Annotated in this window: 20 protein-coding genes and 1 pseudogene; 19 read left to right on the top strand and 2 right to left on the bottom strand. The window is 74.1% G+C overall.

From position 1 onward, the window contains the following. Window positions 1-267 (bottom strand): annotated as a pseudogene (locus ABZ719_RS30865) (glycosyltransferase family 2 protein); the annotation flags it as partial. Between ABZ719_RS30865 and ABZ719_RS30860 the strand changes: the two are divergent. The 19 genes from ABZ719_RS30860 to ABZ719_RS30770 all read left to right on the top strand — a co-directional run bounded on the left by ABZ719_RS30860 (window position 243) and on the right by ABZ719_RS30770 (window position 21,090). Further along, on the top strand, window positions 243-428 hold the full coding sequence (locus tag ABZ719_RS30860) for a hypothetical protein (RefSeq protein ID WP_366728445.1): 186 nt from the start codon (window positions 243-245) through the stop codon (window positions 426-428). The pseudogene ABZ719_RS30865 and the gene ABZ719_RS30860 sit on opposite strands and share 25 nt — an antisense overlap. A 1,066-nt stretch (window positions 429-1,494) precedes the next feature. Next, a complete protein-coding gene (locus ABZ719_RS30855) occupies window positions 1,495-2,022 on the top strand; it encodes a DUF2617 family protein (protein WP_366728444.1) in 528 nt (175 codons plus the stop codon). Window positions 2,023-2,110: 88 nt separating this feature from the next. Beyond that, entirely contained in the window at window positions 2,111-3,781 is a 1,671-nt protein-coding gene (locus ABZ719_RS30850) for a polyamine aminopropyltransferase (protein WP_366728443.1), read from the top strand. 373 nt (window positions 3,782-4,154) lie between these two features. Further along, window positions 4,155-5,381, top strand: a complete 1,227-nt coding sequence (locus tag ABZ719_RS30845; RefSeq protein WP_366728442.1) for a histidine kinase — start codon at window positions 4,155-4,157, stop codon at window positions 5,379-5,381. After that, complete coding sequence (locus ABZ719_RS30840; protein WP_366728441.1) at window positions 5,378-6,055, top strand: response regulator transcription factor; 678 nt, start codon at window positions 5,378-5,380, stop codon at window positions 6,053-6,055. Before ABZ719_RS30845 ends, ABZ719_RS30840 begins: the two co-directional genes overlap by 4 nt. 95 nt (window positions 6,056-6,150) lie before the next feature. Then, window positions 6,151-7,206: an SRPBCC domain-containing protein gene (locus tag ABZ719_RS30835; protein WP_366728440.1), complete on the top strand. Its 1,056-nt coding sequence runs from the start codon at window positions 6,151-6,153 to the stop codon at window positions 7,204-7,206. Between the two features lie 94 nt (window positions 7,207-7,300). Further along, a complete protein-coding gene (locus tag ABZ719_RS30830) occupies window positions 7,301-8,092 on the top strand; it encodes an aldose 1-epimerase (RefSeq protein ID WP_366728439.1) in 792 nt (263 codons plus the stop codon). Window positions 8,093-8,102: 10 nt separating this feature from the next. Next, entirely contained in the window at window positions 8,103-8,651 is a 549-nt protein-coding gene (gene pyrE / locus ABZ719_RS30825; RefSeq protein WP_366728438.1) for an orotate phosphoribosyltransferase, read from the top strand. A 163-nt stretch (window positions 8,652-8,814) separates the two neighbouring features. After that, window positions 8,815-9,846, top strand: coding sequence for a class II fructose-bisphosphate aldolase (gene fbaA / locus ABZ719_RS30820; RefSeq protein ID WP_366728437.1), 1,032 nt, complete (start codon window positions 8,815-8,817; stop codon window positions 9,844-9,846). A gap of 88 nt (window positions 9,847-9,934) precedes the next feature. Then, a complete protein-coding gene (locus ABZ719_RS30815; RefSeq protein WP_366728436.1) occupies window positions 9,935-10,348 on the top strand; it encodes a DUF3151 domain-containing protein in 414 nt (137 codons plus the stop codon). A 146-nt stretch (window positions 10,349-10,494) separates the two neighbouring features. Next, window positions 10,495-11,352, top strand: coding sequence for a tryptophan 2,3-dioxygenase family protein (locus ABZ719_RS30810; RefSeq protein ID WP_366728435.1), 858 nt, complete (start codon window positions 10,495-10,497; stop codon window positions 11,350-11,352). Further along, entirely contained in the window at window positions 11,345-12,559 is a 1,215-nt protein-coding gene (gene kynU, locus ABZ719_RS30805; RefSeq protein WP_366728434.1) for a kynureninase, read from the top strand. Before ABZ719_RS30810 ends, kynU begins: the two co-directional genes overlap by 8 nt. A gap of 505 nt (window positions 12,560-13,064) precedes the next feature. Beyond that, window positions 13,065-14,030 (top strand): alpha/beta hydrolase, encoded by a 966-nt coding sequence (locus ABZ719_RS30800; RefSeq protein WP_366728433.1) that lies wholly within the window; start codon window positions 13,065-13,067, stop codon window positions 14,028-14,030. 362 nt (window positions 14,031-14,392) lie between these two features. After that, window positions 14,393-15,535: an alpha/beta hydrolase gene (locus tag ABZ719_RS30795; RefSeq protein ID WP_366728432.1), complete on the top strand. Its 1,143-nt coding sequence runs from the start codon at window positions 14,393-14,395 to the stop codon at window positions 15,533-15,535. A 65-nt stretch (window positions 15,536-15,600) separates the two neighbouring features. Then, window positions 15,601-16,794 carry an acyltransferase gene (locus tag ABZ719_RS30790; protein WP_366728448.1) on the top strand — a complete coding sequence of 398 codons (1,194 nt, stop codon included), beginning with the start codon at window positions 15,601-15,603 and terminating at the stop codon, window positions 16,792-16,794. Between the two features lie 10 nt (window positions 16,795-16,804). Beyond that, window positions 16,805-18,289 carry a sensor histidine kinase gene (locus tag ABZ719_RS30785; protein WP_366728431.1) on the top strand — a complete coding sequence of 495 codons (1,485 nt, stop codon included), beginning with the start codon at window positions 16,805-16,807 and terminating at the stop codon, window positions 18,287-18,289. Next, on the top strand, window positions 18,286-18,960 hold the full coding sequence (locus ABZ719_RS30780) for a response regulator transcription factor (protein ID WP_366728430.1): 675 nt from the start codon (window positions 18,286-18,288) through the stop codon (window positions 18,958-18,960). The genes ABZ719_RS30785 and ABZ719_RS30780 overlap by 4 nt, the downstream gene beginning before the upstream one ends. 112 nt (window positions 18,961-19,072) lie before the next feature. Further along, window positions 19,073-20,419: a histidine kinase gene (locus ABZ719_RS30775; protein WP_366728429.1), complete on the top strand. Its 1,347-nt coding sequence runs from the start codon at window positions 19,073-19,075 to the stop codon at window positions 20,417-20,419. Further along, complete coding sequence (locus tag ABZ719_RS30770; RefSeq protein WP_037850753.1) at window positions 20,416-21,090, top strand: response regulator transcription factor; 675 nt, start codon at window positions 20,416-20,418, stop codon at window positions 21,088-21,090. Before ABZ719_RS30775 ends, ABZ719_RS30770 begins: the two co-directional genes overlap by 4 nt. Here ABZ719_RS30770 and ABZ719_RS30765 read toward each other — a convergent pair. Beyond that, window positions 21,060-21,491, bottom strand: coding sequence for an ATP-binding protein (locus ABZ719_RS30765; RefSeq protein WP_366728428.1), 432 nt, complete (start codon window positions 21,489-21,491; stop codon window positions 21,060-21,062). The genes ABZ719_RS30770 and ABZ719_RS30765 overlap by 31 nt on opposite strands. Window positions 21,492-21,662 lie beyond the last annotated feature (171 nt).

The raw sequence follows: 21,662 nt of genomic DNA, 5'->3' as shown, positions 1-21,662 counted from the left end.
GTGGTGGTGGGCGTCCTGGGCTGTGGTCTGGCCGGGCCACTTGCGGTAGAGGAGTCCGCACTCCTCGATGAACCATCCGGTGCTGACGGCGTTCAGGGCCATCAAGAGGCCGGTGTCCTCCGAAGACGGCAACGCCATCCAGCCGCCCAACGCCGTCACCAGGTCGCGTCGCGCGCACAACGTCGCCGGGTGCACCTGCGCCCTGTAGTTGTGCGTCCGCCACCGTTCCAGGACGGCGCCCTGTGCGATCGGTCCGGCCGGCGGGTCGCAAGGCCGTCAGCGAGTACATGGGGCATGCCGACCCGGCGCTGACGCTGCGGGTGTACGCCCACCTGATGCCCGACAGCCGCGAGCGTGCCCGGCGTGCCATCGACACCGTGTTTCAACACGCTGCTGAGAAGGAAGACGGCCCACAGACGGCCCAGTGAGCTTCGGACGGCCCCTGATCTGCCCATCGGTACAGGTCAGGGGCCTTTTCTTTGCGTTGACCCTCAGAAGTTCCTCAAGTGCGCTTTGGCCGGTGCGGCGGCCGGGCATCTCCCGGTCACGCAAGGAACGAGACGCCCACGGGGGGCCGTTTCGGGGGACTTCCGGGGGTTGCCCCGGGGGGATCGGAAGGAGCGTGACGCCATGGTTTCCGCAGTTCTCATGGCGCTGGTCGTGCTGGCGGTGGCCGGCTGTCTGGTCTCGGCCGTGCGCGCGAAGCGCCGGCGCGGGGGCGGGGTCCGGCTGTCCAAGCGCCGGCGCGTGCGGTCGTACAGCGTGGGCGGGGGGAGCGCCGGGAGCGCCAGCTGGTGGGCGTCGTCGGACGCGGGCCCGTCGGACGGCGGTTCGTCGGGACACCACTCGGGCGGTCACCACTCCTGCGGGGGGCACTCGTGCGGCGGCCACTCGTCGTGCGGCGGTGGTTCCTCGTGCGGGGGCGGCTCGTCCTGCGGCGGTGGGTGCGGGAGCGGCTGACGGGGGCATCGACGGGGACGGCCGAGGGGAGCGGCCGACGGCGAGGGTCCAGAGAGGGGGTCGGAGGCGGCCGACGGTGATGGTCCAGGGGAGACGGTCCACGGGGGTCGGGCTGCCGAAGGGGGAGCGGGGCTGATCCGGGGGAGGCGGCCGGGGGCGGTGGCCCAACTGCCAGGCGCGCGGCGGGCGTAGGGGTTGCGCGGCGGCAGGCGGCCGCCGGGCGCACGGTTGTCCGAGGCGCGATACGCGCGCCTTTTGCGCGCCGAGGCGTACGCCGTGGTTGAACAGTTGAGCAGGTAGGCCCTCTGAGGGATGGAAACCCTCCGATGTTGGGTAAAAACGCTGTGGCGGCGCCGCCGTTCATGATTCGCTCTACCTCGCCGACGCAGCCCCCAGGACATCCTGCTCACACCTCTTCCGGACCGGTTCTGAACTGGATTCCGAACCGGGGTTACCGGACCGTCCTCCCCGTGCCGACCGGGGTGCGCCGGGTCCCCAGCCCTTCTCTCTTCTGCGTGCTAGCGGAGCCGATCCATGCTCACCACCCTGAACACCTCCTACACCGACACGAGCGCGGCGGACCTCGCCTGGGCCCTGGGGCGTGAGCCGCTGCCCGCCCTGGCCGTGCTCGACCTCGAAATGGCCGGGGTGAACCTCCAGTTGAGACTGCTCGGCGCCTCCCACCAGGTCCTCCTGGAGGAGGAGCGGGGCGCCTGTTCGGAGACGGTCGCCTGCATCGCCGGATCCAGCACGCCGCTCCCCCTGGGCGTCGCCAAGCGGGTCGGCGACTGGGAGTACGAGTTCGCGGCACGCGTCGAGGAACTCACGCCCGGCTCGTTCGCGGGCCGCGCCCAGGAGTTGCTCGCCCTCGTCGCCGACCACCCGCACGGTCTCGCCGGTGTCTTCCCCGGCAGCCCGCACGCCTTCACCGCGATGCTGGCGCAGCGCCAGGACGGCCAGGTGCACTGGCGCACCTGGCACGCCTACCCGCAGGACGGCCAGTTGGTGGCGACCCGCACCCGGGTCGGGGCGCGCAGGCTGGCCCCGGTCACCGTCAACTGAACGCGCCCGGCCCCGGCGCGGCGGCAACTGCCGTTTCCACACGTGTGGGTGACGCTGTGTGCCGCAACCGTGACGTAACGTCGCAGTCGTGATCGAATCGCCCACCCCGGCCCCGCCAGGCCCGGCTCCGCCCTGCCCGGCCCCGCCTTCCCCGGCGCACTCCTGGAGCCGCCCCGCGCGGCTGCCCGTCCGGCCGGGCACCGGCCGGTTCCTCGTCCTCGCGGGCGTCTTCGTCTGTGCGGCCTGCGGCCTGGTGTACGAACTCGAGCTGGTCGCGCTGGCCTCCTACCTGATCGGCGACTCGGTCACCCAGGCGTCCGTCGTGCTCTCCGTCATGGTCTTCGCCATGGGCATCGGCTCGCTCGCCGCGAAGCGGCTGCGCCGCCACGCCGCCATCGGCTTCGGCGCCATCGAGGCGACCCTCGCCCTCGTCGGCGGCCTGAGCGCCATGGCCCTGTACGCCGTCTTCGCCTGGACCGGCGCCTGGGGCGGTCCGTGGGCGAACGGCCCGCGCTGCCTGCTGGTCGCCTTCTCCCTCGCGATAGGGCTGCTGATCGGTGCCGAGGTACCGCTGCTGATGGAGCTGATCCAGCGGATCCGCCGTCAGGACGCGGGCGGTGCGGTGGCCGACCTGTTCGCCGCTGACTACGTCGGCGCGCTCGTCGGCGGTCTCGCCTTCCCCTTCCTCCTGCTCCCGCTGCTGGGCCAGTTGACGGGCGCGCTGCTCACCGGCGCGGTCAACGTGGTGGCCGGCGGCGGCCTCGTCCTCGGACTGTTCCGCCGCGACCTGACCCGGCGCGCCCGCTGGCTGCTGCTCCTCGTCAACCTCGCCGTGCTCGGTGTACTGGCGTCGGCCGCCGTCATGGTCGGTGACTTCGAACGGGCCGCCCGGCACGCGGTGTACGGCGGCGACGTGCGGGTGGCGCTGCAGACCGGCGTCCAGGAGGTCGTCCTCACCGGCGGCACCCGCGGGCGCCCGCTGGACCTCTTCCTCGACGGGCGGCTGCGGGTCAGCGGCAAGGACGAGCGCCGCTACCACGAGGCGCTCGTCCACCCGGCGATGGCCGGACGGCACGCCCGCGTGCTGATCCTCGGCGGCGGCGACGGCCTCGCCGCCCGCGAGGTGCTGCGCCACCGAGGCGTCCAGCGGGTGGACGTCGTCGAACTCGACCCGGCGGTCGGCCGCCTCGCCCGCACCGACCCGGCGCTGTCCGCGCTGAACGGCCACGTGTACGCCGACCGGCGCGTCCACGTGGCGACGGCCGACGCCTTCGGCTGGCTGCGCCGGGCCCCGGTGTCGGCGTACGACGTGGTGATCGAGGACCTGCCCGATCCGGGCATCACCGCGAGCACCAAGCTGTACGCACGGGAGTTCTACGACCTGGCCCGACGCGCCATGGCGCCCGGCGGGCGGCTGGCGGTGCACGCGGGGCCGTTCTCCGCCCGCCCGCGCGTGTTCTGGACGGTCGAGGCGACGGTGCGCGCGGCCGGGCTGCGGACGGTGCCCTACCGGGTGAGCGGCCGCGAGTGCGGCTTCGCCGCGGGACCCGACCGGACCACCGGGGCGGCCCGCGCGCCCCGCGACTGGGGTTTCGTGCTGGCCTCGCGCACACCACCCGTCCTGACCCTGGACCCACGGGCCCCGCGCCCGCGCACCCTCACCCAGGGCACCCTCGCGGCGGACGCGCGCGCCGCGTCCCGCGCCCGCGTCCTGGGGCAGGCACCCTCGACGCTCGTCCACCCGCGCTACGCGAACTGAGGCAGCAACGTTCCTGCGGCCCGCCCGCGGAAGGCAGAAAAAGAAGGATGAGGGGTGAGGGGGGAGCGTGCGCGGTGGGCGGCCCGTCCCGCTCTCCCCCCGGGAGAGGGACGGGCCGCCGTACCCCCACGCGTCCCCCCCCCCGTAGGGCGGCCCCGGCCGGCCCCCGGCACGTCCCCCGTCGCCGTTTCGCCGATCCGGTCCCCCGTGCCGCCGTCGCCGCACGAACCTATGGGCACTCACGGGGCGGCCGAATCCCGCGGCGGGTGGATCCGCCCGTCAACCTGTGCGGTACTCGCCCGTCCGTCTGCAACTTCCGCGGTACGGCGCAGGGGTGACGCGAGGGGCCGGGAAGCGGGACTAGGCTCCGCCGATGCGGATCCACCCCCGCGCGGTCGACGGCCTGACGGCCCTGGTGCCGACGGCCCTCGCGTGTCTGCTCGGCGCCGAGGCCGCCACACGGGGGTGGTCCCCGCTCGACCCCCTCGCCTGGGCCCTCGTCGCCCTCGCGAACCTGCCGCTCGTCCTGCGCGGCCGGGCCCCCGTCGCCGTCCTCCTCCTCGTCCATCTGAGCTGGACCGCCCTCGTCACCCTCGGCCACTGGCCGGTGGTGGACGCGCCCGCCGCGATGGTCGCCCTCTACACGGTGGCCGCGACCCGGCCCGCCCGCACCGCCGCCGCCTGCGCGGTCCTGCTGGGGGGTACGTGGATCTACGCGGGAGTGGTCAGCGGTGCCGGGACCATGCTGTCGGTCATCGGCCAGGCGGTCGGCTACCCGCTCGTCCTGTGGTGGTTCGGCCACGGCGCCCGCAGGACCGCCGAGCTGACCGTGCTCCTCCGCGCCGAACAGGCCCGGCGGGCCCGGCGCGAGGCCGCCCTGGAACGGGTGCGCATCGCGCGCGAGCTGCACGACGTGATCGCCCACCACATGGCCGTCATCAACGTCCAGGCGGGCCTGGCCCGGTTCGTCTTCGACACCGACGCCCGCACGGCCCGCGAGGCGCTCACCGTCATCGGCTCTGCGGGCGGCGAGGCCCTGGCCGAACTCAGGCGCATGCTCGGCCTGCTGCGTGCGGACGGACTGGACGAGACGGACGACGCGGAGGGACCGGGCAGCCCGGACATCCCCTGCGGCGCGGACGGACCGGGCGGAGCGCCGGCGGGCCGCGCCGCCACCGAGCCGGCGCCCGGGCTCGACCGGCTGGAGGAGATGGTGGAGCGGGTCAGGGCCGGCGGCGTCCCCGTCGAACTGCGGGTGCGCGGCACCGCGAGACCCCTCTCGCCCGGCGTGCAGCTGTGCGTCTACCGGGTGGTCCAGGAGGCCCTGGCCAACGTACTGAAGCACGCCCGCGGCGCGAACGCCGTCGTCGAACTCACCTACCTTCCGGGCGAGCTGGACGTATCGGTCACCGACGACGGAGCGGTTTTGGCCAGATTCCCCGGCTCGACGGGACATGGCTTGATCGGCATGCGCGAGCGCGCCAAGCTCTACGGGGGGACGATCGTCGTCGGCCCGCGACGCGAGGGGGGATTCGGCGTGCATCTGACCCTTCCGGCGCAGGACCAGGCCGCACGCCGGGGAGACGCCGTCCCGGAATGATCGACGTGCTGGTGGTGGACGATCAGTTCCTCGTGCGGAGCGGACTGGCCGCGCTGCTGCGCGCCGCCCCCGGGATGCGGGTGGTGGGGGAGGCCGCCGACGGGGCGGAGGCGGTGGCCCTGACCGCGACGACCCGGCCGGACGTGATCCTCATGGACATCCGCATGCCCGGGATGACGGGCATCGAGGCGACCCGGCGGATCCTCGCCGACGCCCCCGACCCCGCGCCGCGCATCCTGATCCTCACCACCTTCGACCTCGACGAGTACGTGTACGGGGCCCTGCGGGCCGGCGCGGCGGGCTTCCTGCTCAAGGACGCGGGACCGGAGCGCCTGCTGGCGGCGGTGAACGCGGTGCACGGCGGTGACTCCCTGTTCGCACCCGTGGTCACCCGGCGGCTGGTCGAGGCGTTCACCGAACGGCCGGACACCTCGGCCGCGCCCGCGGACGCCCCGGCCGTGCTGGACGCGCTGACCTCGCGCGAGGTCGAGGTCCTCCGTCTGGTCGCCCGCGGCCTGACCAACGCCGAGGCCTCCGACCGCCTCTTCATCAGCGAGGCCACGGTCAAGACCCACCTCAACCGCACGATGACCAAGCTCAGCCTGACCAGCCGCGCCCAGGCGGTGGTCCTGGCCTACGAGACGGGGCTGGTCCGCCCGGGAGGCGAGAGCTGACGGGGCGGAGGAACCCCGGGGGAGCCCAGAGCCGGCGGGGGCGGAGGACATCCGGGGAGGGTAATCCGGCGCGCTACTGGGTAGTCTCGGCTGACATGGAGCACGAGGTGTTCGTTCCGGTTCCGGCCCGGCGGCTGCGGGCGGCGCTCGCCGACCCCGCGCAGGTGGCCCGGGCGGTCCCCGGGCTCCAGCAGGAGGCGGGCACCGATCCCGTCGCCGGACGCCTGAAGATCCGCGTCGGCAGCCACTCCATCACCTACCGCGGCACCCTGCGCGTCCTGGCCCGCGACGACGGCGGGTACGCCGTCGAGGGCGAGGCGGCCGAGTCCCGCGGGACCGGCTCGGTGAAGCTCGCGCTCACCCTGCGCCTGCGGGACACCGACGAGGGCGCGGCCCTCACCTTCGGCGGCACCGCCTCGGCCGGCGGCCGGGTCGCCGAGCTGGACCCGGAGGCCGTACGGACCGCGGTGACGCGGCTGCTGAACCGCTTCGCGGAGAACCTGGCGGCCGGCGCCGCCGAGTCCGCCCCGTCGCTCGCCACGGAGGACTTCGCCCCCCTGGCGACGGGTGATTTCGAGGCCGCGCCCGACGCGGACGACACCCCGGCCCCGCCGCCCGGCCCCGCCGAGGCCCAGGCCGCCCCTCCCGCCGACGCCGCCCCGCCCCCCGCCCCGGGCGAGCAGCGCCCCGCCGACCCGTCCGAGCACGTCTCCGTCTTCGACACCGAGATCCCGCCCTCCTCCCTCGATCCGCTCGCCGACGACGACGCGGAGGAGAAGGCGGCCGGGAGCGCGACCGAGGAAGACGGGACCGGAACCACAGGCCAGCCCGCCGACCTCCCCGCCGAGCCCGCCGATCTCCCGGCCGAGCCCGCCGATCTCCCGGCCGAGCCCGCCGATCTCCCGGCCGAGCCCGCCCCCGTGCCCGCCGAGCCCGCCGACCCGCCCGCCGAGGCCGCGCACGCCCGGCGGACGATGATCGGCCGCAGCGCGGAGGAGGTCGACCACGCGCCGCCCCGCGGCCGCTACGCCCCCGTGCCCGCCCCGCTCACCGTCTCCGCGGGGCCCACCCTGCGCTGGGCGGCCCCCGCCGCCGCACTGGTCGTGGCGTCGGCGATCGTCGTGGGCCGGGCCCTGCGCCGCCGCCGCTGAGCGCGCCACCGGTCGCCACGGCCGCGGGACGACCTGGGGCGGAGCACGGCTCGGGAACGGCACGCGCCCTTGATCGGCCCAGTAGCCTCGTTCCGTGAGCGACGACGAAGACATCACGCTGACCGCGGGCGACGCGGAAGCGACCGTACGGCCGGGCCACGGCGGCCGCATCGGGGGACTGCGGGTGGGCGGGCTCGAACTGCTCCGCCAGGGTGACCGGTTCGGCTGTTTCCCGATGGTCCCCTGGTGCGGCCGGATCCGCGAGGGCAGGTTCCGTGACGGCGCCACGGTCCACCAGATGCCGCTCAACTCCCCGCCGCACGCCATCCACGGCACCGCCCGCGACGGCGCCTGGCGCACCGCCCGCACCTCGGCGGGCGAGGCGGTGCTGACGTACGACCTCGTCGGCCCCTGGCCCTACCCCGGCCGGGTCACCCAGGTGGTCGCCCTGACCGAGGACGCCCTGACGCTGTCGATGTCCGTGGAGACGTACCACTCCTCCTTCCCGGCGCAGATCGGCTGGCACCCGTGGTTCCACCGCAACCTGGGCGGCGAGGACGTGCGGCTCGCGTTCGAGCCCGGCTGGCAGGAGGAGCGCGGCGACGACCACCTGCCCACCGGCCGCCGCATCGACCCGCGCCCGGGACCCTGGGACGACTGCTTCGGCATGCCGGGCGGTGTCGACGTCACCCTCACCTGGCCGGGGCAGCTGGAGCTGAAGGTGACCAGCCCCGAGGAGTGGGTCGTCGTCTACGACGAGCAGGACAGCGCGGTGTGCGTGGAGCCGCAGACCGGCCCGCCCGACGGCCTCAACACCCACCCGCGCCTGGTCACGCCGCTGGAACCGCTGGAGGCCACGACCACCTGGGCCTGGCGCCGCGCTTAAGCTGACTGCCATGAGCGACGTTCGCGGCGAGCTGCTGCAGCAGATCAAGGACAAGGCCGTGGTGCACGGCAAGGTGACCCTGTCGTCGGGCAAGGAAGCCGACTACTACGTCGACCTCCGCCGCATCACCCTCGACGGTGTGGCCGCCCCGCTGGTCGGTCAGGTCATGCTCGACCTGACCGCGGACCTGGACTACGAGGCGGTCGGCGGCCTCACCCTGGGCGCCGACCCGGTGGCCACCGCGATGCTGCACGCCTCCGCCGCGCGCGGGAGGACGCTCGACGCGTTCGTCGTGCGCAAGGCGGGCAAGGCGCACGGTCTGCAGCGCCGTATCGAGGGCACCGAGGTCGCGGGCCGCCGGGTGCTCGCCGTCGAGGACACCTCCACCACCGGCGGCTCGGTGCTGACCGCGGTGGAGGCGCTGCGCGAGGCCGGCGCGGAGGTCGTCGCGGTCGCCACGATCGTCGACCGGGCCACGGGCGCGGCCGAGGCGATCGCCGAGCGGGCGGGCGTGCCGTACGTGTTCGCGTACTCGAAGGACGACCTGGGACTGGACTGATCCGGGGCGGGGTGCGGGCCGCGCGACCCGGTCATCCACAGGCTGGACAGGGTGTCCGAAGCATCGGGCTCCGTCTGCGAAGATGGGGCCGACGATGACGTCACTCCCTAGGTCAGGGCCGTAAGTACGCAGAACGCACCCCGCACATACAAGGAGCGGACAGATGCCCATCGCAACCCCCGAGGTCTACAACGAGATGCTCGACCGGGCGAAGGCAGGCAAGTTCGCCTACCCGGCCATCAACGTGACGTCCTCGCAGACCCTGAACGCGGCGCTGCGCGGCTTCGCCGAGGCGGAGAGCGACGGCATCGTCCAGATCTCCACGGGTGGTGCCGAGTTCCTGGGCGGCCAGTACAGCAAGGACATGGTCACCGGTGCCGTGGCCCTGGCCGAGTACGCGCACATCATCGCCGAGAAGTACCCGGTCAACATCGCGCTGCACACCGACCACTGCCCCAAGGACAAGCTCGACGGGTACGTGCGCCCGCTGCTCGCGCTCTCCAAGAAGCGCGTCGAGGCCGGCCTGAACCCGCTGTTCCAGTCCCACATGTGGGACGGCTCCGCGGAGACCCTCGCCGACAACCTCCGGATCGCGCAGGAGCTGCTGGAGCAGGCCCGCGCCGCCAAGATCGTCCTCGAGGTCGAGATCACCCCGACCGGCGGTGAGGAGGACGGCGTCTCCCACGAGATCAACGACTCCCTGTACACCACCGTCGAGGACGCGATCCGCACCGCCGAGGCGCTGGGCCTGGGCGACAAGGGCCGCTACCTGCTGGCCGCCTCCTTCGGCAACGTGCACGGCGTGTACAAGCCGGGCAACGTCGTCCTCCGCCCCGACCTGCTGAAGGACCTCAACGAAGGCGTCGCGGAGAAGTACGGCCGCCCGGCCGGCAGCCAGCCGTTCGACTTCGTCTTCCACGGCGGCTCCGGCTCCACGGAGGAGGAGATCCGCACCGCCCTGGAGAACGGCGTGGTCAAGATGAACATCGACACCGACACGCAGTACGCCTTCACGCGTCCGGTCGTCGACCACATGTTCAAGAACTACGACGGTGTCCTGAAGGTCGACGGCGAGGTCGGCTCCAAGAAGACCTACGACCCGCGCACCTGGGGCAAGCTGGCCGAGGCCGGCATGGCCGCGCGCGTGGTGGAGGCCTGCGGCAACCTGCGCTCGACGGGCACCAGGATCAAGTAGCGGCCGCGGACGCGCGAGGGCCCGGCATCCCGCCCAGGGGTGCCGGGCCCTCGCACGTCCGCTCCCGGCATGACGCAGACTGGTGCCCATGGCCATTCACGAGAACCTCCTCGGGGGACCGCCCCCGACCCACCTGCCCGACGACCCCGGGCCGCGCGAGCTGCTGGCCGACGGCGCCTCCGCCACCGACGTCGCCGCGAAGTACCCGGCGTCCTCGCTGGCCTGGGCCCTGCTGGCCGACGAGGCGTACGAGCGGGGCGGCGTCGTGGAGTCGTACGCCTACGCCCGTACGGGCTACCACCGCGGTCTGGACGCCCTGCGCCGCAGCGGCTGGAAGGGCCACGGCCCGGTGCCCTGGGAGCACGAGCCCAACCGCGGCTTCCTGCGCGCCCTGCACGCCCTCGCCCGCGCCGCCCGCGCGATCGGCGAGAAGGAGGAGTACGAGCGCTGCTCGGAGTTCCTGAAGGACTCCTCGCCGACGGCGGCCCAGGTGCTGGGCTGATCCGTGGCACGTCCTGGCCCGTCCGCCGTGCGTGGGCGGGCCTTGCGGTTTCCTGGGAACATTGCGGAGGATGCCGTCGGGGACCGGGGCCCCGTGCCGGTAACGGCAGGGCGGACCGCTACCCGGAGTACATGCAGGAGACAGCGATGTCCCACCAGGCTCAACGGACGCCCAGTCCCGCAGACGCAGCTGAGCCCGAGACCCCGCATCTCGACTTCGAAGGCACGACACCGTACGAGGACTACGTCAAGGCGGACGTGCTCACCCACCTCCAGCACACCCTCTCCGACGACCCCGGAGAGATGGTCTTCCTGGTCACCACCCAGGTCATGGAGCTGTGGTTCACCGTCATCGTCCACGAGTGGGAGACGGCGGCCCGTGCGCTGCGCGCCGACGACGTCCCCACCGCCAGGGCCGCGCTCAAGCGGTCCGTCCGGGAGCTGGAGGCGCTGAACGCCTCCTGGAAGCCGCTCGGGCAGCTCACGCCCGCCCAGTTCAACAGCTACCGGGGCGCCCTCGGCGAGGGCTCCGGCTTCCAGTCGGCGATGTACCGCCGCATGGAGTTCCTGCTCGGCGAGAAGTCAGCGTCGATGCTCGTCCCGCACCGCGGCGCGCCCCGCGTCCACGCCGAACTGGAGAAGGCGCTGCACGAGCCGAGCCTCTACGACGAGGTCCTGCGCCTGCTGGCCCGGCGCGGGCACCCCGTCCCGGACGCCGTCCTGCGGCGCGACGTGTCGCTGCGCCACGAGCCCTCGCAGGAGGTGGAGGCCGTCTGGACGGCGCTGTACGAGGGCGACCCGGACGACGAACTCGCCCGGCTCGGCGAGGCGCTGACGGACGTGGCCGAGCTGGTGTGGCGATGGCGCAACGACCACCTGGTCGCGACCCGGCGCGCGATGGGCGCCAAGTCCGGCACGGGCGGCTCCGCCGGTGTGGCCTGGCTGGAGAAGCGGGCGCAGAAGAACGTGTTCCCCGAGCTGTGGACGGCGCGGTCGCATGTCTGAACTCCTGAGCAGGGCGGAGGCGCTGGACGCCGCCGACGAGCTGGGCGCGCTGCGCGACCGGTTCGTCCTGGACGAGGTGGTCTACCTCGACGGGAACTCGCTGGGCGCGCTCCCGGCGCACGTTCCGGACCGGGTCGCGGACGTGGTGCGCCGCCAGTGGGGTGAGCTGCGCATCCGCTCCTGGGACGAGAGCGGCTGGTGGACCGCGCCCGAACGGATCGGCGACCGGATCGCTCCGCTGGTCGGCGCGGCGCCCGGGCAGATCGTGGTGGGCGACTCGACCAGCGTCAACGTCTTCAAGGCGCTGGTGGCGGCGGTGCGGATGGCCCGTGAGGCGGGCGGTGCGCCGGCCGGTGGCCTTCGCGACGAGATCCTCGTCGACGCGACGACCTTCCCCACGGACGGGTACATCGCGGGGTCCGCCGCCCGGATGACCGGCTGCACCCTGCGCCCGGTCGCGCCCGGGGACGTGCCCGCAGAGCTGTCCGGGCGCACCGCCGCGGTGCTGCTCAACCACGTCGACTACCGCACCGGCCGCCTGCACGACCTGCCGTCCCTGACGGCGGCGGTGCACGCGGCGGGGGCGTACGCCGTGTGGGACCTGTGCCACAGCGCGGGCGCCCTGCCGGTCGGGCTGGACGAGCACGGCGTCGGCCTGGCGGTCGGCTGCACGTACAAGTACCTCAACGGAGGCCCGGGGTCACCGGCGTTCCTGTACGTCCGCCGAGACCTTCAGGACCGTTTCGACTCCCCGCTGCCCGGCTGGAACTCGCACGCCGAGCCCTTCGGGATGCGCCCGGAGTACGAGCCGGCGCGGGGCGCGCTGCGGGGCCGGGTCGGCACCCCGGACATCCTGTCCCTGCTCGCCCTGGAGGCGTCCCTGGAGGTCTGGGACGCAGTGCCGATCGAGGCGGTGCGGAGCAAGTCCCTGGCGCTGACCGACTTCTTCCTGGAGTGCGTCGGCGCGTACGTGCCCGCCGGACGCGTGGAATCGGTGACTCCGGCGGCGCACGGGCAGCGGGGCAGCCAGGTGGCCCTGCGGTGCGCGGACGCCGGGACGGTGATGAAGCGGCTGATCGAACGGGGTGTGGTGGGCGACTTCCGCCACCCCGACGTCCTGCGCTTCGGCTTCACACCGCTCTACGTCGGGTTCGGTGACGTGGAACGGGCGGCGCGGGTGCTGGCGGCGGTGCTGGGCGAGGCGTAGAGCTGCGGACAAGAGGGGAGTCCGATCAGCTCGCGGCGTCCGGTGCCTTGCGAGCGTGCGTGCCGGGCGTCGCGAGCCGGGCGCCCCTTTCGTCGCAGCTCAAGGCGGCCGGTGTGCGGTCCGGGGGTGGGGCGTGCCGGTGCCTGCGCCCGCGCGCTCGGGGCTGCCGGGTCCTCGGGCCCCGGGCCGCCGTGCCTATGGGCCGCCGGGTGCTGGGGCCGTCGGGTCGTCGGGCCGCCGGGCCGTCGGGTCCCCGGGCCGCCGAGTCGTCGGGGTCCCTGGGGTGTCGGGTCCCGGGGGCGCCGGACCGGCGGGTGCTCAGGCGGCCGGGTCCTCGGGCGCCGGCCGTCGGCCCCCTGGCCTCACCGAGCGTGACATCCGCGTGTCGGCGCACGTCACCGGCCTGGTACCGTCCCCGCCAACGGCCGGACCCGCTCCTGATCGGTCCCGTCCGTCGTCTTCGTTCCGATCCGCCAATTCCGTTCCGTCGCTGAGAGGTTGGAGCATGCCGGACGCCGCCGCATCCCGCGCTGCCGCAGAACCGGAGAACACCGCCGGCGGTGGCGCCGCCGCGCGTGCCGCGGCGGAGGAGGAGGCCGTCCTCTCGCACCCGGCCGTCGACCCGGACAGCACCGCCGCCTACGGCGACCACCCCGACCAGGTGATCGACTTCTACGCTCCCCGCAGGGCCTCGGCGGGGGCCGCAGGAGCGGCGGATCCCGGTTCCGTCCCGCTCGTCGTGGTGCTGCACGGCGGCGCCTGGCGGGCGCCGTACGACCGCCGCCACATCACCCCCTTCGCGGCCTTCCTCGCGCGCCGGGGTTTCGCCGTGGCCAACGTGGAGTACCGGCGCGGCCCCTCGCCGGCCTCGCCCGCCGGGACCGGGGGGCAGGAGGGCGGGGAGCCGGTCGCAGGTCGCTGGCCGGACACCTTCGACGACGTGGCGGCGGCGCTCGACGCGCTGCCCGCGCTGGCCCGGGAGGCCCTGCCGCAGGCGGACGCACGCCGCACCGTCCTCACCGGTCACTCGGCGGGCGGCCAGCTGGCCCTGTGGGCGGCGGCGCGGCACGTCCTGCCCGCCGGCGCCCCCTGGCGCACCGACCGCCCGGCGCTGCTGCGTGGTGTGGTCGCCCTCGCCCCGATCGCCGACTTCGAGGTCGCCGGGAAGCTGAACGTGTGCGGCCAAGCGGCGCTGCAACTGCTCGGCGGACCCGATGAGTTCGCCGCGCGCCGGGCGTACGCGGATCCTTCCCTGCTGCTGCCCACCGGTATCGCGACGACCGTGGTGCAGGGGCGTGCGGACGTGGACGTGCCGCACGCCGTGGCGGAGGCGTACGCGGAGGCGGCGGCGAAGGCCGGTGAGGTGGTGGGCCTGACCCTGCTGGAGGAGGTCGGCCACTTCCCGCTGATCGACCCGGCGGCGGACGCGTGCGCGGTGGTGGCGGAGGAGATCGCCCAACTGGCCTGGTGAGCCGGGGACATGCTGCCGCGCGATCCGTGCCGGTGGCGCCACCCGCGCGGGCGGGGGCGGACCCTGCGCGGGCGGAGGCGGACCCTGCGCGGGTGGCTGCGGACCCCGCGCGGGCGGGTGGCCGGCGTGGGCGGGGGTGGCGGCTCCTGGTCCCTCCGGTCTGTCCGGTCCGTCCGGTCCGTCCGGGCCCGGCGCACCGTGGCAGCGTCCGGTGGCGCGCATCCCGGCCCGGTCATACCCGTAGTACCTGAGAGCTACGGCCAGGAACAGCTCTGCGGCGGGACGCGAACGACGTCCCCGGATCCGTAATTTCCCTTCCATGCGAGCCCGGCGGACGGGCGCGGCGGAGGGGGATGCGGGTCATGGGGATCGAACGGACGAAGGGTGCGACGGCCGCAGCCCCTGAGACGGCCGCAGACGCCGAGACGGCAGCACGTCGCGTCAGGGCAGCAGGTCCCGAGGCGGCAGCACCTGGCGCCAGGGCAGCAGGCCCCGACACGGAAGCGCGTCCCGAGCGGGCAGCACGCCCCGCGGCGGGGCGCCGTCCCGCCCACAGCTGGCGCCGTGCCCTCCTCGCGCTGCTCGTCATCGCGGCGGTGGTGGTGCCGCTGTCGGCGGCGGCCCGCCCAGTCATCCCCGCCCCGGCCCCGGCCGTCCTCGCCGCCCCGACGCGGGCGACACTGACCACGGCCTACGCGGCCAACCGGGCCGACGCCGCGCAGGCGGCCCGCATGGCCGCCGCGCACGGAGACGCGCACCGCGCGGCCGTGGACCGGCAATTGGCGTCCCGCTCCAGCCAGTTGCTCGGCTTCGACGGGCGCGGTCCCGGCCGGGTCACCGAGGTGCTCGGCGACCTGGCGCACGCGGACCGCGTGGCGGTCCTCGTCCCCGGCTCCGACACCTCCCTCGACACCTACGGCCGCTTCCGGGCGGGCGCGCTGGCTCTGTACCGGGAACTGGCCCGCCAGGCCCCGCGGACCGCGCACCCGGCGGTCGTCGCCTGGCTCGGCTACGAGACGCCGGGCACCGTCAGCACCACCGTCCTCACCACCGGGCGCGCCGAGCGGGCGGCCCCGGAGCTGCGGCGGCTGGTGCACGACCTGCGGGCCGTGGTGGGCGCGCCGGGCCGGCCACCGCGTCTCGCGCTGGTGTGCCACTCCTACGGTTCGGTGGTCTGCGGCCGCGCCGCCGCCGGCCTGGAGGTCAGTGACATCGCCCTGATCGGCAGCCCCGGCACGGGTGCCGCCTCCGTGGCCGAGCTGCACACACCGGCCCGTGTGTGGGCGGCCCGCGGCGCCGACGACTGGGTGGCGAACGTGCCGCATGTGCGGGCCGGCCTGTTCGGCACCACCGTCGGCTTCGGCACCGATCCCGTGGACCCGGCCTTCGGCGCCCGTGTCTTCCCGGCCGGAAAGGGCGGCCACAGCGCCTACTTCACCCCCGGGTCCCCGTCCCTGACCAACCTGGCCCGGATCGTCCTGGGCACCCCGAAGGAGCTGCGGTGACCGACCGAACCCGTGCCGCGCGAGAGGCCTCCGCCGCGCGCCTCCACGTCCCCGTGCCCGCCCGGATACGGGCCGTGGCCCAGCGGATCGACGCCGCCACCCCGTCCGGGAGGGACCGGTCGGTGGACGCGCTCCGCGCGTTCGCGATCCTCGGCGTGGTCCTGGGCCACTGGCTGGTCACGGCGCTGGTCGCCGATACCGGCACCCATCCCCACCCGAGGCTGCACACCGCGAGCCCTCTGCACTCCATGCCCTGGCTGGCGCCCGTCTCCTGGGTCTTCCAGACCCTGGCCGTCTTCTTCCTGGTCGGCGGCCACGTGGCCACTCGGAGCCATGCGTCCGCCCAGGCCCGCGGCATCAGCTATCCGCGGTGGCTGCGCGCCCGGCTGTCCCGCCTGTTCAAGCCGGCCGCCGCCGTCCTGGCCCTCTGGGCCACGGTGGCGGCCGCCCTCCTGCTGAACGGTGCGGACCCGGGCACGGTCCGCACCCTGGTCAAGCTGGCGCTCTCCCCCCTGTGGTTCCTGCTGGTCTTCGCGGCGCTGACGGCCGCGACCCCGCTGCTGACCCGGCTCAGCCCGCTGTGGCCGCTGGCCGTCGTCCTGCACGTGGACCTCCTCCGCTTCGGCCTCGGCGCGCCGGACTGGCTCGGCTGGCTGAACCTGCCGGCGGGCTGGCTCGTGCCGTACACCCTCGGAGCGGCCTGGACCCGCGGCGAACTGGACAGCCGCCGTGCGGGCCGGCTGCTGCTGGCCGGCGGTGCGGCGGCGACGGCCGCGCTGGTCGCCTGGGCCGGGTATCCGGCGTCGATGGTCGGTGTCCCGGGGGCGGCGGTCTCCAACCTCGATCCGCCGACCCTGGCCGCCGTCACCTTCGGTGTGGCCCAGTGCGGCCTGGCCCTGCTGCTGCGGGAGCGGCTCGCCCGCGTGATGCGCCGCCCGCCGGCCTGGGCGGCCGTCGCCCTGGTCAACCTCTCCGCGATGACCGTCTTCCTGTGGCACCAGACCGCCCTGATGGCGACCACGGCCATGGGCACCCTCGCGGGCCGCCTTCCCGGCCTGCACACCGCCCCCGACGGCCTGGGCTGGGTGGCGGCCCGCCTGGCCTGGCTCCCGGTGTTCACGCTGGCCCTGGCGGTGTGCTGGGCGGCGTTCCGCGGCTGCGAGCACGGCCCGCGCCGCGCCAGGAGCGGGCCGGCCAGGGTGGTCCGCCTCCACCGGGGCGGGAGCCGGGCGAAACAACGAAGGCCGCACGGTGTCTAGGGTGGGCGGCGTGCTCCGACGCCTCCGTACGACACTGGGTGACCGCCCCTCGCCGCTCTCCCCGCCCCTGTCGAAGTACCGCTGGCTGCGGGGCCTGGCCTACCTCGTCGTCCTCTGGCTCGCCCTGTTCCTGCCGCTGGGGGGCGGCCAGGACATCGCCCACAACTACCGGCTCACCGCACAGGTGGGCTTCGCCACCGGACTCGTCCAGGCCACAGCGGTCGTCCTGGCGCTGTGGCGGCCGGTTCCGGCCTGGTTGCTGTCGCTGAGCGCCGTGGTGTTCACCGCGCTGCTCGGCCGTGAGTCCCTCATGGTGTCCCATTCGGGCCTCCCGCAGCCCGCCCCTGTGCCTGGAAGCGTGCCGGGAGTGACGGACGGGCCCAGCTGGCCGTGGACGACACCGGAGATGGCGGTGCACGTCGCCGTGCTGCTCCTGCTCGCACTGCGTGTGCCCGCCGGCCGCGCGGTCGCGGCCCTGCTGGTCACCGGCCTGACGACCTACGGGCTGGAAGGCGTCCTCGGCGCCGACCGCTTCACGGGGAGCGGGTTGTCCGCCTTCGCCCTGTTCGCTGTGGCCGTCCTCGTCGGCACCGCGTTGCGCGGCCTGCGCGAGGCGCGCAGTCAGCTCGTCGAGCAGACGACGATCACGGCCGAGGAGCGGGCCCGCCGCACCCTGCTGGAGGAGCGCAGCCGGATCGCCCGTGAGCTGCACGACGTGGTCGCCCACCACATGTCGGTCATCTCCATCCAGGCGCAGGTCGCCCCGCACCTGACGGAGAACCCCTCCGACGAGCTGAAGGAGAACCTCGCCGGCATCCGGCAGAACGCGCTGGAGGCACTGGCCGAACTGCGCCGCGTGCTCGGTGTGCTGCGCTCGCCCAACCCCGAGGACCCTTACGGTCTCGGCGAGCCGGGCACCGGGGTGGCGCCGCAGGGCCCGCAGCCCACGCTCGACCGGCTCGGCGCCCTGGTCGAGAACACGCGCGCCGCCGGACTGGCGGTCGTCCTGGAGACGGAGGACTCCCGGAACCGGCCGCTGCCCTATCCGCCGGGCGTGGAGCTGTCGGCGTACCGCATCGTCCAGGAGGCCCTCAGCAACGCCCTGCGGCACGCCCCCGGTTCGACGGTCCGTGTGGAGGTCACGCACATCCCCGACGGGTTGTACCTGAGCGTGGTCAACTCCCGCCCGCGGCAGCCCGTCGCACCCTCCCCGGGCGCCGGGCACGGGCTGCTGGGCATGCGCGAGCGGGCGGCCATGCTGGGCGGCCACGTCACCGCGGCCAGGACACTGCACGGCGGCTTCGCCGTCACGGCCTTCCTGCCCCGCGACGGCACGGCCCCCTTGGCGGACACCGGTCCGTTCGGCCTGCCCGTCGAGTACCCCGACCCGGCCGCCGCTCCCGTCTTCGTCGTCGAGCCACCGGACACGTCCCGCGCCCCGCAGGTGACCGCCAGACCGGCCCCACCGCCCCCGACAGGAGAAGAGACCCCATGAGCAGCGGCAGCATCCGCGTTCTCATCGCCGACGACCAGCAGATGGTCCGGCAGGGCTTCACCGTGCTGCTCAACACCCAGCCGGACATCGAGGTGATCGGCCAGGCCGTGGACGGTGCCGACGCCGTCGCCAAGGTCACCGAACTCGCCCCGGACGTCGTCCTCATGGACATCCGCATGCCGGAGATGAGCGGCATCGAGGCGACCCGCCGGGTCACCGCCGAGACGCCGGGCACCAGGGTGCTGGTGCTGACCACCTTCGACCTCGACGAGTACGTGTACGAGGCGCTGTGCGCCGGCGCGTCCGGCTTCCTGCTGAAGGACGCTTCCGCCGACCAGCTGGCCGAGGCGGTCCGGGTGATCGCGGCCGGTGACGCGCTGCTGGCGCCGGGGATCACCCGCAGACTGATCGCCGAGTTCTCCCGGATGAACGGCAGACCCCGCACCCCCCTGAAGGCCCGCGTCGGCGACCTCACCGAACGCGAGACGGAAGTGCTCACCCTGATCGCCCAGGGCCTGTCCAACGCGGAGATCGCCGAACACCTGGTCGTCGCCGAGCAGACGGTGAAGACCCACGTCGGCCGCATCCTGGTGAAACTGGGGCTGCGCGACCGCACGCAGGCGGCGGTGTTCGCGTACGAGTCGGGCCTGGTGCGGCCCTCGGGGCACTGACCGGCGGTCCTGACGGCGATCCGGGCCGTACCCGTAGTACCTGAGAGGGAGCCCGCAGGACCCCTCTCAAAGGGGACGACCGCGGTCCGCGCCGCCGCCTACCGTTCTCATCGTGACCGAGACGACTCAGACGCAGACGGCGCCGGACGGCGCGTTCAGCCCGTACAAGCCCCGCAGCCCCGAGTACCGGCTGGCGGCCAACGCGCTGCGCGGACTGCGCGAGGACCTGTTCCACGGCGCCTCCGCGTACCGCCCGCTGCCCCCGATGAACACCGGCGGCCCGCTGGCCGGACGGCTGCCGGGCCGCATCCGGGGATACGCGGCCTGGACCCCGCACACCCTGGTGGCGGCCGTCGGCGTGCTGACCATGATCGCCGCGTGGCTGAACGCCCAGGGCAGCGTCACCGCCCCGCTCTACGCCCTCGCGGTCCTGGTCCCGCCGCTGCTGACCCTGAGCCGCCCCGCCCTGGCCTTCTGGCTGGCCCTGACCGCGACGGCGGGCACGTCGATCGTCTCCGGCAGCTGGGGCCTGTGGCCCTGGCAGCCCCCCAACTTCATCTCCTACCTGACCGTGCTCACGGTCGTGGCCATACGCACCCGGCCGCGCACAGCGGCCTGGATGTGGCTGATCACCGCGCTCTACTGCTCCGCGGCCGAGGCCGTGCTCGGCTACCACTTCGAGAACAACTCCGGACCGATGCTGCTGGTCTCGGCCTTCGTCCTGCTGGGCGTCACCGTCTGGCACATACGCAGGGAGGCCGAGCAGACGGTCAGCGCCCAGCAGACGGTCACCGCGCACGAGCGCTCCCGCCGCACCCTGCTGGAGGAGCGCACCACCATCGCCCGCGAGCTGCACGACGTGGTGGCGCACCACATGTCCGTGGTCGCCATCCAGGCCGAGGCCGCCCCCTACCGGGTCCAGGACCCGCCGCCGGAGCTGGAGAAGGCCTTCGCCACGATCCGGGTGAACGCGGTCGCGGCCCTGACCGAGCTGCGCCGTGTGCTGGGTGTCGTCCGCGCCGAGGACTACGAGGCCCCGGAGGCCCCGCAGCCCACCCTCGCCGACCTGGACACGCTCCTGGCGAACGTGCGGGAGGCGGGTCTGAGCGTGGAGAAGGTACGGACCGGCGCGGTGCGCGAACTCCCGCCGGGCGTGGAGCTGTCGGCGTACCGGATCGTGCAGGAGGCCCTGAGCAACAGTCTGCGGCACGCGCCGGGCGCGACGGCCCGCGTCGAGGTCTCCTACGTGCTGGGCGGCCTCGGCCTGCGGATCGTCAACGGCCCGGTCCCGGAGACGTCCCTGGTGAAGCCCTCGCCCGGCGCCGGTCACGGCATCACCGGCATGCGGGAGCGGGTGTCGATGCTGAACGGTGAGATGACGGCCGGCCCGGCGGACGACGGCGGCTACGAGGTGGCGGTGTTCCTGCCCGTCACCGCACCTACCGAGGAAGACGCATGACGGACAGCACGATCCGGGTACTGATCGCGGACGACCAGATGATGGTGCGCGAGGGCTTCTCGGTCCTGCTCAACGCGATGCCGGACATCGAGGTCGTCGGTGAGGCGGTCAACGGCCGGGAGGCGGTCGCGAAGGTGCGCGAGCTGTCCCCGGACGTCGTCCTGATGGACATCCGCATGCCCGAGCTGAACGGCATCGAGGCGACACGGGAGATCGTCGCCGGGGACGGCACGTCCAAGGTGCTGGTGCTGACCACCTTCGACCTCGACGAGTACGTGTACCAGGCGCTGCGGGCGGGGGCCGCCGGGTTCCTGCTCAAGGACGCCTCGGCGCGGCAGCTCGCCGAGGGCGTGCGGGTGGTGGCGGCCGGCGAGGCGCTGCTCGCCCCCTCGGTCACCCGGCGGCTGCTCAAGGAGTTCTCCCGGATGTCCGAGCCGCCGCGTCCGCCGGCCGCCGCGCAGGCGGCGTACGGGGACCTGACCGAGCGGGAGACGGAGGTGCTGGTCCTGATCGCGCAGGGCCTGTCCAACGCGGAGATGGCCGAGCGGCTGGTGGTGGCCGAGTCGACGATCAAGACCCATGTGAGCAGGGTCCTGGTGAAGCTGGGTCTGCGGGACCGTACGCAGGCCGCGGTGTTCGCCTACGAGGCGCGGCTGGTGACACCGGGCTGACCGGCGAGTTCGCACCACACGTACTTGCCCCGGTTGCCGAATCTGGACAGGGGATGCCATCCCCACACGTCCGCACAGGCCCGGACCAGTCCGAGCCCCCGGCCGGCCTCGTCGTCGGTCAGGTCCGTCAACCGCTCGGGCGCCTGGGGTGGTTCGGGGTCGGCGTCCCAGGCCCCGATCCGCAAGGCGGTACCCGACCAGCGCACTCGCAGCGCGGCAGGGCCCTTGGTGTGCAGCACGGCGTTGGTGATCAGCTCGGCGGCGAGCAGTTCGGCGACGTCGACGAGGCGGATCAGCCCGTGCATGGTGAGGATCAGACGGAGGGTGCGGCGGCTGATGGTGACGGCGCGTGGATCGTTGGGGATGTAGAGGGAGTACTCCCAGGGCTCGTTTCCGGGCATGCGGCGGCTCCGTTTCGAAGAGGTGAGGAGAGAGGCGGCCTCCGGGCGGTGGCATTGCCGCACCCGCCATGGCAGGACGGAGCGGTGCGCTTCCGGTACCCCGGGGTTTCGCAGGGTGTGCGTCGCGTCACCGACGGTATTTCCTAGTCTTAGGAAAGTGCAACCTGTTGC

Origin of the sequence: Streptomyces sp. NPDC006743 (assembly GCF_040703815.1) — a bacterium.
In the GTDB taxonomy this organism is placed as follows: Bacteria; Actinomycetota; Actinomycetes; order Streptomycetales; family Streptomycetaceae; genus Streptomyces.
This window is presented reverse-complemented; position numbering and strand designations above follow the sequence as displayed.

Excerpts from the sequence above, each read along its gene's own strand:
- ABZ719_RS30855 (WP_366728444.1), top strand. The coding sequence starts at position 1,495 with ATGCTCACCACCCTGAACACCTCCTACACCGACACGAGCGCGGCGGAC.
- ABZ719_RS30845 (WP_366728442.1), top strand. The coding sequence starts at position 4,155 with ATGCGGATCCACCCCCGCGCGGTCGACGGCCTGACGGCCCTGGTGCCG.
- ABZ719_RS30840 (WP_366728441.1), top strand. The coding sequence starts at position 5,378 with ATGATCGACGTGCTGGTGGTGGACGATCAGTTCCTCGTGCGGAGCGGA.
- ABZ719_RS30835 (WP_366728440.1), top strand. The coding sequence starts at position 6,151 with ATGGAGCACGAGGTGTTCGTTCCGGTTCCGGCCCGGCGGCTGCGGGCG.
- pyrE (WP_366728438.1), top strand. The coding sequence starts at position 8,103 with ATGAGCGACGTTCGCGGCGAGCTGCTGCAGCAGATCAAGGACAAGGCC.
- fbaA (WP_366728437.1), top strand. The coding sequence starts at position 8,815 with ATGCCCATCGCAACCCCCGAGGTCTACAACGAGATGCTCGACCGGGCG.
- ABZ719_RS30815 (WP_366728436.1), top strand. The coding sequence starts at position 9,935 with ATGGCCATTCACGAGAACCTCCTCGGGGGACCGCCCCCGACCCACCTG.
- ABZ719_RS30810 (WP_366728435.1), top strand. The coding sequence starts at position 10,495 with ATGTCCCACCAGGCTCAACGGACGCCCAGTCCCGCAGACGCAGCTGAG.
- kynU (WP_366728434.1), top strand. The coding sequence starts at position 11,345 with ATGTCTGAACTCCTGAGCAGGGCGGAGGCGCTGGACGCCGCCGACGAG.
- ABZ719_RS30800 (WP_366728433.1), top strand. The coding sequence starts at position 13,065 with ATGCCGGACGCCGCCGCATCCCGCGCTGCCGCAGAACCGGAGAACACC.
- ABZ719_RS30795 (WP_366728432.1), top strand. The coding sequence starts at position 14,393 with ATGGGGATCGAACGGACGAAGGGTGCGACGGCCGCAGCCCCTGAGACG.
- ABZ719_RS30780 (WP_366728430.1), top strand. The coding sequence starts at position 18,286 with ATGAGCAGCGGCAGCATCCGCGTTCTCATCGCCGACGACCAGCAGATG.
- ABZ719_RS30770 (WP_037850753.1), top strand. The coding sequence starts at position 20,416 with ATGACGGACAGCACGATCCGGGTACTGATCGCGGACGACCAGATGATG.
- ABZ719_RS30765 (WP_366728428.1), bottom strand. The coding sequence starts at position 21,491 with ATGCCCGGAAACGAGCCCTGGGAGTACTCCCTCTACATCCCCAACGAT.